Source organism: Neptunomonas qingdaonensis, assembly GCF_900113275.1.
In the GTDB taxonomy this organism is placed as follows: domain Bacteria; phylum Pseudomonadota; class Gammaproteobacteria; order Pseudomonadales; family Balneatricaceae; genus Neptunomonas; species Neptunomonas qingdaonensis.
In genome coordinates, this window is sequence record NZ_FOOU01000003.1 from 296418 (window position 1) to 309354 (window position 12937).

Here is a 12937-nt window from a genome sequence, read left to right on the forward strand (position 1 = left end):
CCGGCGCGTCCAAATAATTGATCATGAGGCAAATAGTTAAATGTTGCCTGTGTCATGAAAGCTGGTCATATTGGAAGTCGACGGGATAAACTTATGGGTTTATATATGATTCTAAAACGATGAAATGTAGTGTTATTTTTTTCAAAGTGCTGATTTTTTAATCTATTGATACTAAAGAAGTACGATCTAACAAGTCATTTTCTGTGAGTGATTGTCGTCCGGGTTTTCCGATTTAGTTTCACCATGTAGCATTTTTGATACACATTCATCATGTGTCAGAATATTTTACAATTAACTTGTGAATATATGATTTTCATATCTATATCTATTTGTTTTTTAAGTTAAAAATAAAAAAAGGAACAATTTTTGCTAGTAATTTATAGACTAGGGATTAAGAAATGGAAAATAAAATGAAAAAAAAGATATTAGCCGTGCTATTGGCGACCAGTTTCTCTTATGTATCAACAACTAATGCTGCTGAAGTAATTACATTTGACGAAGCAATAAACGGAATTCAGTCTTTTTCTTTTGATGGCAATAGCGATGGGCTTGCTGATGTGATTTTTAGTACTACTGATCCGTTCGGGTTTAATACAGCTGGTCCTGGACCAAATATGTTGTACATAACAGAGCCAGGCTTGGAAGGAACTACGCTTATTCCTGAAGACTTGAGAGTAGATTTTTTAGGGGGTGCTGTTTCTAATATAGAATTTGGCTTTGCTGTCAGTGATTTTCAGAGCGGCGCAGGAGTTACGTTTAGCGTATTTGATGGAAACAATAACTTATTAAATAGCGCGTATCAAACATCACTATTTACTGACACTTCTTTTGGCACTAGTAGTTTTCCTGAGGCAGTATTGTCTTTAAATTTTCCAGGTGTTGCTTCGTATGGAGTTTTTGATTTCGATCCTGAACCAAGCCGTTATATTATTGACAATTTTACAGGTACTTTTGACTCAGCAAGTATTAATGTAGCTCCTCCGGGAAGCCTCCCCGAAACAGCGTTATTGCCTGACAATACGGGAGACCCATTTTTTGATTTTGCAATTAATGTTGGAGTGAATGGTTTAGGTACTGAGTTTCCAATATTTATCGACCCTGATGTAGCAGTCGCCTATGAGTATGCTGTAGTCCAAGGCCAGCCACATATTACATCTGTAATTATCCCTAATATATTACCTAATGGGGATGGACAGTTTTTAGTTAACCTTTGTGGAGAGAGCACCACTTACTCATTAAATGCAGGAACTGCATTTGATTTGGGGGCTATTACTGGAGGGGATGGTGCTGATTGTTTTATTATCAGTGAAATAGACACTTTGGAGATGCTAAGTCCAAACGACCCTTTCGCTTTTGTAACCGGGCTTACTTTTCTGAATTCTGGACAAGTAAATGTCACACAGACTCCTATTACAACATTTGTTGCCTCACCTAGCGCTGTTCCTTCACCAGGAACCTTAGCACTTATGCTGTCTTCATTATTTGCTTATGGGTTTTCTCGTAAATTAAAAATCGTAAAAAAATAATAAAGCGTAGATTTTTACGTGTACAATTGACCAATTGCTAAGCACTTGGTCAATTTTATTTATAAGGATATTTAAGGTATAAAATGAAATTTATTATTATGAGTTTGTTGCTGTTATTTTCTGTAGCTGGGTATTCTGCAGATGCAGAGAATAGGTTCATGGCGAAAGGAGCTGGATTGGCTAGTTGTGATCGTTTTTTAAACGCAGCTGAATTAAAAAATAAAGAATATTATAATTATGGCGGCTGGGTAGAAGGGTTTATCACTGCGTTTAATCAACTTCGCCCAGACACCTTTGATGTGGCACCTTGGCAGTCAGCAGACTACCTTATTGCAATTGTTACCGGTTATTGTATAAAAAATGAAAATGCATCTTTTTATCAAGCTACAGCGTATGTGGTAAAAGCACTTGATAGCCAAAGATTGAAAAATTTCACTCCGTTATTAACCATTCGTGTCGGCAACGAAAGCATGCTGATTCATCAAGAAATTTTAGTTAAAACTCAAAAATTTTTACTCGATTCTGGGTTTTATGAGAAAAATGTTTCTGGTGTTTTTAACAAAGAAACGGAGGTTGCATTAAAGAAATATCAGAAAGAAAAATTATTAAAACAGACGGGATTACCTGATCATGCAACATTGATTAATTTATTTTATTTAAAAAATTAATGTGGAAAAATAAGATGCGATTAAGTTAATTATTTCGTACCTTTTAAAAATGATATCTTTAATATGTCATTTGCATTTTCATCTGTTGATATGCAAGGTGTTGATTAATTGTTGAATATAATTTTTAATAATACTTAAAGAGAAAATATTTGAACGCTGCATAACTACTTTTGTGTCCCATTTTATACTAAGCAACTTATTCCAAGTGCTAGAGCCTCAAACGATATTGTAAACTATTAACTGTATTTTCTGTTATTTGACGCTTTCAGATCGCGCTTTACACTTATCTCGGGTGCTTGTTCTTAAAAAAAAGACTCACGAAGCGTCTTATGGCAAGACTTAAAACAGGCTGAATCAACAAATTGAAAAGATTATAACGTATTTATTATCCATGTTGTTTCTCAATTGTGCAGCTATCGTTGCGTAAATGGAAAGATGAAAACTAAAAATAACGTCGTTAGTTATTATGTGGCTTACTGTATTGAATGGCATACTGAGTATTCCATAAAGCGACCAGTAAGTGAGGCTATAAGAGTGCTTATAAGAGTCCCTGTAAAAGAGTCTGTTAGCGTGATGGTATTTAATGTAGCTGATTATCAATGAGCTATTTATCTATGAATTATCCAGTTATTAATTGCCTGTGAATTATCTGGCGCATCTGTTTTTGGCGCAGGCTACGGTAGAATCTCGTGTTGGCAATCTTCTGGGTGATTTTGCAAAGGGGGTTGTGGTTGCTCAGTTATCAAAGCCAGTAAAAAATGGCTTGCTAAATCATCGCGCCGTCGATCGATTTACCGACAATCATATTGTAGTTAAGCAGCTGAAATGCTTGGTGGGGGCTGATCGTAAACGCTTTGCAGGCATTATGTTGGACATGGTGTTTGATCATTATCTGATTAAACATTGGCATCACTTCAGCCATCGCTCGTTTGCGGCCAGTTGCGATATTTATTATCAGGCCCTGGATGATGGACAAGTGCTGATGCCTCCCGCTATGCAGCGTGTCACCCAGCGGGTGATTAAACAGCAATGGTTTGATTCCTATCAGACGCTTGAAGGTATAGGTTTTGCGTTGGACCGTATCGCAGACAGAATACGTTTTGATCATTCTTTTTATGGCTCGGTTGAAGAGCTGATAACCTACCAAGATGAGATTGAAAGCGGCTTTTTAGCGTTCTTTCCCGAGTTGATGCAACATGTGGAAGCGATAAAATTAGAATAATAATGACCGCTTAGCCGCTTGATGGCAGAGCCATGTCTTGTTGTTAAATGAAGAAGAAAAGAAGAAAAGAAGAAAAGAAGAAAGGTGAAGTGTGATGTTAATGCGGTTATTAAACGTTTTTATTAATAGGGCTTAAATAGATGACAATCAAACTGACTGTAGTCGACCAAACGCCTGTGCAGCTTAGCACGGCAGGGCCTGAACAAGCACCGCAGCTCTCTGCTCAGTTAGCGCAAGCATGCGATCAATGGGGCTATTCTCGTTACTGGTTAGCAGAACATCACAACAGCAATAGCTTCGCCGGGCCATGCCCTGAAGTACTGATCAGCCATATCGCCAGTATCACCAAAAACATTCGTGTTGGCAGTGGGGGGGTTATGTTAGCCAATCATAATCCTTATAAAGTAGCCGAGCAGTTTCGGATGCTCGAAACACTGTTTCCCGGGCGCATTGATCTGGGCATTGGCCGGGCGCCGGGCGGTGATGGCATTGCCAGCCAGGCTCTGGCTTATCCTTATAAGCCAACACACGGCGAGCGTTATGCGGAACAAGCACAACTATTGACTGGATTTTTACGTGATGGCTTTCCACAAGGTCACGCCTTTAATGACCTGAAAATCATGCCCAGTGATGAGCCATGCCCCGAACTGTGGATGCTAGGTACAAGCGGTGGCAGTGCCGCCTTTGCCGGTCAAATGGGTTTTAACATGTCGTTAGGCTTATTCATCAGCCCGGACGACCAAACCATCGCTATCATGGATGAGTATAAACGCGCCTATCAACAATCCGGCCATAGCGGATCACCACACACCATGATCACTATTGCTGCTTTATGTGCCCCGACAAAAGAAGAAGCGCTCTACCTCGCCGCATCACAAGCCTATTGGAAAGTCATGGCGTTTCGACACGGCATTCGTAATCCCTGGGTAAGTCCAAAAGAAGCATTGGATAAAGTAAAAAAACTCTCCATCTCTGATCAAAGTTATTACCAAAGCCTGCTCGACTCCGTCACGCTCGGCTCCCCGCAAGAATGTGCTGATCAGCTTGAGCAAATCTCAGAATACTGGAAAACCAATGAGGTGGGTTTAGTGACGGTGACACACGACTTTGCATCAAGAAAACGTAGTTTTGAGTTATTAGCGAAAGCAGTATTAGTTTAATTTACTGAGCGGGCCTAAAGTGCCCGCAATATATTGGTGTATGATATTCGTATATAAATCAGGAGCCTTCTTTTCTCAGCTTGAAGCGCCGTTTGTTCTGGGTAGAAAGAGGAAAATGACAGATGCGGTCAAAAAATGTCTATATATCAATATTCTTCAGAACGCTGAACTCTCAGCAGTATGCGCAGTATTAAAATGTTAGCCTCCCTGAAGAGTTTAATCGTCTGTTCCCTCAGTGTTGCGCTCCTCTCCGGGTGCGCTGCGTTGACAGGCATATCGCCAAAATACCCTTAAGATTGGCCATCAATTTCGTCCAGTTCTGGTGACGAATGCCCTGATCTATCGGGGCGCTATCAAAACCTCGCTACCTACTCGTTCCTACCGATGGCTGCTGCTAACTCGCTGGCGTTCCGACTAGGCGCAGAGTTGAAAGACGCGGACACAGTTGTTCTTGTTTTCTCTTCAGCCACGCTACGAGTCGAAGCCCTTAATAATACGGGGGTTATCGATGAACAATTGCTATCAAAAGAAAACGGCGATTTTTCTTGTTCTGAAGGAGCCTTCGTCTTACCAATCGTCGTTGATAAGAATGCGGACGGAACCGGCGGCTACAGATCCGAGAGCCGACTTTACTTGAGGCGTGCCTTGGGAGGCGCATTAATTGGTGAAGAACGCACTTCAGGTATCGGGGCAATATTTTGGCTAGTGCCAGTCGGAGGTTGGCAAACATTTTGGTTTCAGTGGGAGGAAATATAAATAAAGACTAAGCAAATGCTTAACACCATTAGCTATCGGTGACTCGAGCCCTCCAATTCCCCCGACACCTTTTTAATTACCATTTAAGCCATGAAAATAACTTGCCTGGTTAGCTGCATTAGATGGGTTGTTTAGGCCCCAGCTTCGCTCATCACTAACCCTTTGATCGCTTTTTAAAATATCATGCTGTTATGATTTTTTATTGAGGAGGGTGGGGCGGCTCTGACCCGCTTAGGTGAATAAACGATGAGGTTGTATTGGACATTCCTATTCTTTTCAAGAGATTAGGTAATGAGCACTATTGGCCTGGAGCTTGCCTAATAGTAGGTAGAGTTAACAGATACTATATGCCTTTGACTTGCAGCTAACTCCCGAAAATTGAGGTCAAAATATCGTGGGAGTCATTCATTGTATGAATCTTCGCTACAAATGGAGATAAGAGCTGATGCCAATTGCTAACTGTTTTGTTACGTCGAATAGCCAGCAAGGTACAACAAATCTAGTCGAGCTATGGGCAGAAGAATCTGGAAAGTCTTCTGAGCACATGACTATAAATATTATGTATAGTCAGCAGCAAATAGGTAATCAGTATGCTGTTATGGCAAATTTATTGTTACCATCAATTTGGTCGGCGTCTGATATTTCATCCTTGCAAATAGGCTTAGCCAGGGCGCTGGCAAAGTACTTCAGCCTTAATTTATCTGAAGTACATGTCACCACAACTATCATAAGCTCAGGTAGAGTCGTTGAAAACGGCGAAGAAGTGCATTGGTGATCAAAAAAATCAATACAAGAGCTGTTAATCTGGCAGTCCCAACGGTTACTTTTTGTGTAAGAACTTTACAACAAAATGCTATGTGTCCTAGAGTTTTCTCGGGCGTTGAGGTGTCAGCAATGGGAGTAACGATATGAAAGAAGCATTCTTTGCATCGTTTTCAACTGCGATGCTCCTTGCCGTCGTAGGATGGATCGCCAGAGCGTGGATAACAGAGAAGTTAGCCGCTGGTTTTAGGCTAGAAACAGACAAAACTCTTGAAGAAATAAAGTCGAGATACGCAAAGCAAATTGCTTTAACAGATTCACGAGTAGCGGCTTACAGAAGTTTATGGGAGAAAACAAAAGACCTCAATCCGCGAGATAAACTCCGACTGGATCAAGGCCAGTTGAATAGCATTTTTGAAGACTTAAGGAAGTGGTACTACGATGATGGTAATGCAATGCATCTTTCTGCATCAACTACGAATGATTTTCTAAAAGGTTTGCAGTATTTGGAATGTGAACCTACTGAGAAAAATCTTACGGTGGTTAAAAAATTATTTTCCTCAGTGAGAACACACATAAAAGAGGATCTAGGTGTCTATGACCGTGATGAGGTATCTGCGACATTACCTGATTACGCACAACCGTTAGCGGATGGAACCGTGATAACAAAACCGCGCGATGACGGCTAATACACGCATACAGTTGGACCCAGCATGATTCGGGTTAACTTGATTGCGCCTTCCTACGTCTCGGGTGCGCTGTTAAATTGGCTTTGCTGGGGAGCAGGGAGCCGCTGTAGTTGAGCAGGCTCTCTCTGAAGTACGTGCTTTGCAGGATCAATGGCGATTAATGATGCTTGGTATCACCGGCTACTTTATCCATGTAAGCAAAGATCAGCCCAGAAAAAACAAATGTTAAATGGATGATTACTTTCCACATGATGTGGGTTGCTTGTTCGTCAGAAAGGCTTGTCGGAAGATTCATAAACGTTTTTAACAGATCAATTGCCGAGATGGCTACAATTGCTCCGATGACTTTTAGTTTGAGGCCTGAAAAGTTGACCTTTCCCATCCATTCCGGTCGGTCTTCATGATCTTTCAAATCGATTTTTGAGATGAAAATTTCGTAGCCACTAAAAATAATCATCAACAACAAGCTACCCACTAGTGACAAATCAACTAATGCCAGGATGCCAATCACGACATCACTTTCCGGCATAGAGACAACATGACTGGCGATATGCCAAAATTCCTGAACAAATTTTACAAATAACAAGACAATGCTAAGCACTAAACCAACGTAAAAGGGTGCTAACAACCAACGGCTTTTGAATATGGTTGTTTCTAGTGCAACTTCAAATTTGTTAGACATGTATCCCTCGGCTATAAAGCATTTAATACTGCTCAATGACGCATTAATAGATATAAAATTATCGTCAGTTAACGCAGTGCATTCTACAGGTTTCATGCTAGATATAGGCAAATTAATTAGTAACAAGTGCTAATTTTTCTTTTAACGGTTAATGATGTGAAGGGGGCTTAATGAAGGATCGCCTGAATATTAAACATGATTTGCTATAGACTGTTAAAAAGCTTCAAACGAACAGTGTCGTTCTATCATATTCAGAGAGTTATGTTTCATTGTTACCCATCACTGATTTTTTACCCCGGATTGTTAGCCTGCTAGCCAATGCAAATAATTTAATCCTGCAAGCGGAGCCTGGGGCAGGTAAGTCCACCGCGTTGCCCCTGAGTTTGCTTGACGCTAAGTGGCTCAAGGGAAAAAAGATCTTAATGCTCGAGCCGCGTCGTGTTGCGGCAAAGTCGATTGCTCATTATTTGGCCCGCCAGCTAGGTGAGAAAGTGGGTCAGCGAGTTGGTTATCAAATAAAAAATGACAGAAAAATATCCAAAGACACGGTGTTGGAAATCGTCACCGAAGGCATATTAACCAGGCGGCTGCAAAGCGATCCGGAAATATCAGATATCGGGCTTATTATATTTGATGAGTTTCACGAGCGCTCTATTCATGCTGATTTATCCTTATTGCTTTCGCTGGAGATACAGCAAACTATTCGTGATGACCTTAAGCTACTGGTTATGTCAGCGACTATCGATACCGATCTGATATCCTGGTATATGGGGAGCGCCGAGGTTATCGAGTGTCCGGGCAGGGCCTACCCTGTCTCGGTTGAATATATTAAAAGAGGTCAGGAGCCTTTGTCCCGGCAAGTAACGCGTGTATTGAGTACGTTGCTTGCTGCTGGTAACACGAGTAGTGCAGGTAAGTCAGACGGTGATATTTTGGTTTTTCTTCCGGGGCAAGCCGATATAAAGCGATGTATGTCTGAGTCTTCTGCGCTATTGGGTTCGGACCCTCATCTGGTTTTACTACCGCTGTATGGTGGACTGCCTTTGTTAAAGCAAGAGCAAGCCTTAATGCCAGACCCCGGCGGTAACAGACGAATTGTGTTTACCACCAATATCGCTGAGACAAGCTTAACCATTGAAGGTGTTACCTGTGTCATTGATAGCGGACTGGAAAAAGCACTGACCTATGATCCTGTCAGTGGTATGACACGCCTTGAAACTGCTTATATTTCTAAAGCATCGGCTACACAACGAAAGGGTAGGGCCGGCCGTACTCAAGCGGGATCGTGTATCCGATTATGGGATGAGCAAAAGCAAAGATCTCTGCGTGATTATCAAAGTGAAGAGATTCTGTTGGCTGATTTGACGGGCTTTGTACTGGAACTGTTTATTTGGGGTTATAGCGAATATCAGGATATCAATTGGTTAACTCCTCCACCTATGCCGCATTTTCTATCCGCTAAAGCGACCTTGGCTTCATTAGGCCTGATTGACTCGCAAGGTAAAGTGACCGCCTTGGGTGATAAAGCCGCCGGGATAGGTGTTACCCCCAGATTGGCGGCAATGCTTCTTAAGGCAGAGGGGGGTATTGAAAAAGGTGTTGCCTGTGAGCTGGCTGCTTTATTGTCCGATAGAGATATTTTTTATTCGGGTAAAGGGGTAGACATCGCAGAGCGACTATTAGCGCTACAGGACTATAAGGTTAACCGTAATGCGGCACTGAAGGCTCACCCGATCAATCGTGCCTCGATTGAGCAGCTTTTGATGAGCGTTAGCTCATTAAAAAGCAGTGTCCAACTCGACAAGTCGAGTTCGGAATATACGCTGACACAATTACACAACAGCATTGGAAAACTACTTTTGTATGCCTATCCGGATCGTTTGGCAAAAAGGCGATCAGATAATAGCGGGCGTTATCAGTTAGCCAATGGACGGGGTGTCTTTTTATTTGATGATGATCCTCTCTTTGGCAGCCAGTGGCTTGTTGTCGTTGATTGTGATGCTATCAAAAAAGAAGGACGAATCTATAGCGCTGCTGCAATCACGTTGGAATCAGTATTGGACTGCCTTGATGAAAGTATTGTCGAAACAGCTCATTATGAATATGACAGCGCAAAACAAAAAATAATCGGGCGAAGTATCACTGAATATGGTGCTTTAGAAATAAAGCGGTCTTCATTGTCAGACATCCCCTCTGATAAATTCCAAGAGTGCTTACTTGATGTGTTGAAAAGTAGTGAGCTGAGTATCCTCAACTGGACTGCTCGCTGTCATGACTGGTTAGCCAGAGCAGAATGGTTGGGTCGATATGCGGACACTTTTCCCAAGATCACAAAGGCTTTGCTTTTAGAAACATCAGATGAGTGGTTGCTGCCGTATATAAGCGGAGTCAAATCGATATCCGCGCTAAAAAAAGTCAGTTTGTTCGAGTTATTGCTGGGTATCTTGTCGTGGGAGGAACAAAAATTTTTAGAGAGGGAGGCGCCGCTTGTTTATCAAACACCCAGTAATAAAACAGTGACCATTATTTACGATAGCGATCAAGGACCCACGGTATCGGTTCCGCTACAGGAGATGTTTGGTGAGGTGGTCTCTCCCAAAATTGCTGGGGGTAAGGTTCCCATAAGGTTTGAGTTGCTTTCGCCTGCGCGCAGGCCGATCCAGACAACAAGTGATTTGGCTAATTTCTGGAGAACATCATATTTTGAGGTGGCAAAGGAAATGAGGGGGCGCTACCCAAAGCATAGGTGGCCTGAGCAGCCACTTGAAGAGAAACCCGGGAAGTCATTAAAGCGTTTTTCTTAAGGCTGCACTGTGAAAAGGAGCAGCTATTGAATCTATTGAGGTTAGTGGCCCAGCAGCTCTAATGAAGTAAGCCTAATTTTTTCTGTTGAGTTTTTACGCATTTTTTAAATCTTTGCTAAAATGGTAAGTCTTACTCTAGTCGTTTTAAGAGGTTTTATGAGGCTCTGTGTTTTCGCTTTATTCGGGGCGCTGTTAACTGTTCCAGTTTATGCTCAGGCAAATTCGATAACCCCGGCAATCTGTATGGCTATCACTGATAAGATGGATCGTGATCGCTGTATTTTACGTTATCAAAGCCTGGAAGAGCGTAAAGAGCAATCAGATGAACTACGTCAGGATTTGGGTCAAAAGGCACGTGTTCTACAAAGGCAAGAACAAATTTCCAGTCAGCGGGGATATGGAATGCCGCGTTTAGAAAAATATTCGGGTTATGCCGTGAAGGTGGTTTTTGATCCTGTCATACACAGCCAGCGTATCAAATGTATTGGTTATGATGCGCAAGGGGAGTATGTCTATAGTCGCTCCTTTTATCTAAGGCCTCCCGCTGATCACGGGATTATGAAAACCCGGGATGCACGCAGAATTACTAACATTTTATGTAATTAACCTGCTTTATGGATGTTGCAGACGTGTTATCGCTTCATCTATCGATTGATCAAGGTAGTATCCGTAAAACTCAGGGGTATTTATCCCGACCATATTGGCTACTAAGGGGTTGCCCTTGTTATCAAGAAAGAGAAGAGTCGGTGTGAATGTTGATTGATACTTTTTGGCAAACTGCTTAGGCGTAATCTGCTGACCGTCGAAATCCAGGAGCGCGCTATTTGTGTCTATTTTAAGTTCACGAAACAGCGCTTTTTGCTGGTACCGCCCGCCACTATGCATGGGGGCCAAAAAGTCGTCATGGACTAGCTGACAGTAACTGCAATCACTCTGGCTTATCATTACCACGAGTATTCGGCTCTCTCCGAGTAGCTCGGCATCCAGATTAAAGTTGTTGCCTGCAGGTAAGCTGCTGGCGTGTGTGCTGTTAAGCAGGATGCTTAAAAATAAACTGGTCAGAACAAAGAGCAGCGCGCGCAGTTTCATTGCTGTTTTTCCATGAAATCAACAATAAATTCGACCACCTCATCAGCATAAAGATCCCTGAAATAATGGTCCGCTCCTTCAATTGATATGTGCTCTACACGTGGGTTAGATATATCGGCCATTTTTTCTGCAAGATCAGAAACGGTGTTGTCTTCAGATCCGCTAATGACCAAGCTAGGTGTGCTTGTTTTATTTAAAAGGTAAGGGGTATCGAATCTTTGATCTGGTGCGTAGTAGTTTACAAATGATGTTGCTTTAACACGACTGTCCGTGCAGTAAATAAAATTAGTTGCATCCATCCATGTGTTGTCATCGCCTTGTTCTGCCAGTGTGAGTATTTCTGTTAATGATTTGTTATAACGTTGCTTGTAGTCGTTTTGCTCTGCGGCTTCACTCCAGGTGGCCGGTGCCAGTAAAATTTGAGATTTAACCTGGTCAGGGTAAGAGTCACTAAACCATGCCGTCTGGTTTCCTCCGCGGGAATGGCCCATCAGGCTAATATCTCCGGCTTCCTGGCTCTTTAACCACATTGACCAGGTGTTAATCTCATCTATTGCGTCGCTGTGTTTATGTTGATGCGGTACCTGGCAATCATACATGCCGTGTCTGTTATCAATGCCTAAGCTGAGGTTAATAGCGAGTGTATTGATGCCCGCATCAGTGAGTAGATCTTGCAGCGTTGCAATCACTTCCATCTTGTTGTGTGCCAGCGTGCCGTGGGTGATCAGTAGCACGCCATCAGCAAGTGTGCTGCCCTCAGCCAGTTTCAATTCTGCATTAAGTAGCAGCTTGTTATGTGATGTCGTGACTTCTTGCGCAAATACAGATTGGCAGGTAAGGAGCAGAAACAGTGATGAGATTTTCAGTAGGGAGTTAGGCATCTGGACCTCTGATATGCTTATATCATCATAACAATATCAGAGGATGCTAATTTTATCTACAGACCTTCGTAGGCGAGCATCGTGTAGACAGGAATCCCTGTTTCTTGAATCCGAACAGAACCTTCCAGGTCAGGTAGATCAATTAAAGCGGCGCACTCAATCACTTCGGCACCGAGCTTTTTAATCAGTGTGCAGGCAGCCAGGAGAGTACCACCAGTAGCAATCAGGTCATCAAAGACCAGAACTCTGTCCCCGGGGCCGACGGCATCTATCTGCATTTCGACGGCGGAGGTGCCATATTCCAGTTGATATTCCTGGTGGACTGTTTTGCCAGGCAGTTTGCCTTTTTTGCGAACCAGTACCAATGGCTTTTGCATCTGATAAGCCATGATGGAGGCAATCAGAAAGCCGCGTGCATCTATGCAGGCGATATGCGTCAGATCTGATTCCATATAACGCTGAATAAAACCATCCGCCACCATGCGTAAAGCTTTAGGGTCTTTGAAAAGGGGAGTGATGTCGCGGAACATAACCCCCGGTTCTGGCCAGTCAGGAAGTGAACGAATGACTGATTTTACGTAAAATTCGTCGTATGACATGTACTAATGGCTCCTCAAGCAGGCCGGAACGTAAATGATTGATATGGCTCAATGTTTAAATAAAGAATATAGGTTTTAATTACTCCGTTGGGTTACACA

At 42.5% G+C, this 12937-nt stretch carries 13 protein-coding genes; 9 read left to right on the forward strand and 4 right to left on the reverse strand.

The features are described 5' to 3' along the window. Nucleotides 1–398 precede the first annotated feature (398 nt). The 7 genes from BM099_RS06375 to BM099_RS06405 all read left to right on the forward strand — a co-directional run bounded on the left by BM099_RS06375 (nucleotide 399) and on the right by BM099_RS06405 (nucleotide 6783). Nucleotides 399–1526 (forward strand): hypothetical protein, encoded by a 1128-nt coding sequence (locus BM099_RS06375; protein WP_090725882.1) that lies wholly within the window; start codon nucleotides 399–401, stop codon nucleotides 1524–1526. 83 nt (nucleotides 1527–1609) lie between these two features. Next, entirely contained in the window at nucleotides 1610–2194 is a 585-nt protein-coding gene (locus tag BM099_RS06380) for a peptidoglycan-binding domain-containing protein (protein WP_090725884.1), read from the forward strand. Between the two features lie 640 nt (nucleotides 2195–2834). Next, a complete protein-coding gene (locus tag BM099_RS06385; RefSeq protein WP_090726188.1) occupies nucleotides 2835–3416 on the forward strand; it encodes an acyl carrier protein phosphodiesterase in 582 nt (193 codons plus the stop codon). A gap of 140 nt (nucleotides 3417–3556) precedes the next feature. Continuing rightward, nucleotides 3557–4576, forward strand: a complete 1020-nt coding sequence (locus tag BM099_RS06390; protein WP_090725886.1) for an LLM class flavin-dependent oxidoreductase — start codon at nucleotides 3557–3559, stop codon at nucleotides 4574–4576. Nucleotides 4577–5002: 426 nt separating this feature from the next. Continuing rightward, nucleotides 5003–5332, forward strand: coding sequence for a hypothetical protein (locus tag BM099_RS06395; RefSeq protein ID WP_143083738.1), 330 nt, complete (start codon nucleotides 5003–5005; stop codon nucleotides 5330–5332). A 445-nt stretch (nucleotides 5333–5777) separates the two neighbouring features. After that, on the forward strand, nucleotides 5778–6107 hold the full coding sequence (locus tag BM099_RS06400; RefSeq protein WP_090725890.1) for a hypothetical protein: 330 nt from the start codon (nucleotides 5778–5780) through the stop codon (nucleotides 6105–6107). Nucleotides 6108–6240: 133 nt separating this feature from the next. Beyond that, nucleotides 6241–6783 (forward strand): hypothetical protein, encoded by a 543-nt coding sequence (locus tag BM099_RS06405; RefSeq protein WP_090725893.1) that lies wholly within the window; start codon nucleotides 6241–6243, stop codon nucleotides 6781–6783. A gap of 157 nt (nucleotides 6784–6940) precedes the next feature. Here the strand turns inward: BM099_RS06405 and BM099_RS06410 are convergent, their stop codons facing one another. Next, nucleotides 6941–7465, reverse strand: coding sequence for a TIGR00645 family protein (locus BM099_RS06410; RefSeq protein WP_090725895.1), 525 nt, complete (start codon nucleotides 7463–7465; stop codon nucleotides 6941–6943). Nucleotides 7466–7734: 269 nt separating this feature from the next. Between BM099_RS06410 and hrpB the strand changes: the two genes are divergently transcribed. Together hrpB and BM099_RS06420 are read left to right on the forward strand one after the other, a co-directional pair. Next, complete coding sequence (gene hrpB, locus BM099_RS06415) at nucleotides 7735–10269, forward strand: ATP-dependent helicase HrpB (RefSeq protein ID WP_090725897.1); 2535 nt, start codon at nucleotides 7735–7737, stop codon at nucleotides 10267–10269. A gap of 243 nt (nucleotides 10270–10512) precedes the next feature. Beyond that, on the forward strand, nucleotides 10513–10875 hold the full coding sequence (locus tag BM099_RS06420; RefSeq protein ID WP_143083739.1) for a hypothetical protein: 363 nt from the start codon (nucleotides 10513–10515) through the stop codon (nucleotides 10873–10875). A 6-nt stretch (nucleotides 10876–10881) separates the two neighbouring features. Here the strand turns inward: BM099_RS06420 and BM099_RS06425 are convergent, their stop codons facing one another. Genes BM099_RS06425 through BM099_RS06435 form a run of 3 tightly spaced genes read right to left on the reverse strand, consistent with a single transcriptional unit; the run spans nucleotide 10882 to nucleotide 12838 of the window. Continuing rightward, complete coding sequence (locus BM099_RS06425) at nucleotides 10882–11358, reverse strand: thioredoxin family protein (RefSeq protein ID WP_090725901.1); 477 nt, start codon at nucleotides 11356–11358, stop codon at nucleotides 10882–10884. Further along, nucleotides 11355–12239, reverse strand: coding sequence for an alpha/beta hydrolase (locus BM099_RS06430; protein WP_090725903.1), 885 nt, complete (start codon nucleotides 12237–12239; stop codon nucleotides 11355–11357). The genes BM099_RS06425 and BM099_RS06430 overlap by 4 nt, the downstream gene beginning before the upstream one ends. Nucleotides 12240–12295: 56 nt before the next feature. Then, on the reverse strand, nucleotides 12296–12838 hold the full coding sequence (locus tag BM099_RS06435; protein WP_090725905.1) for an adenine phosphoribosyltransferase: 543 nt from the start codon (nucleotides 12836–12838) through the stop codon (nucleotides 12296–12298). Between the last annotated feature and the right edge of the window lie 99 nt (nucleotides 12839–12937).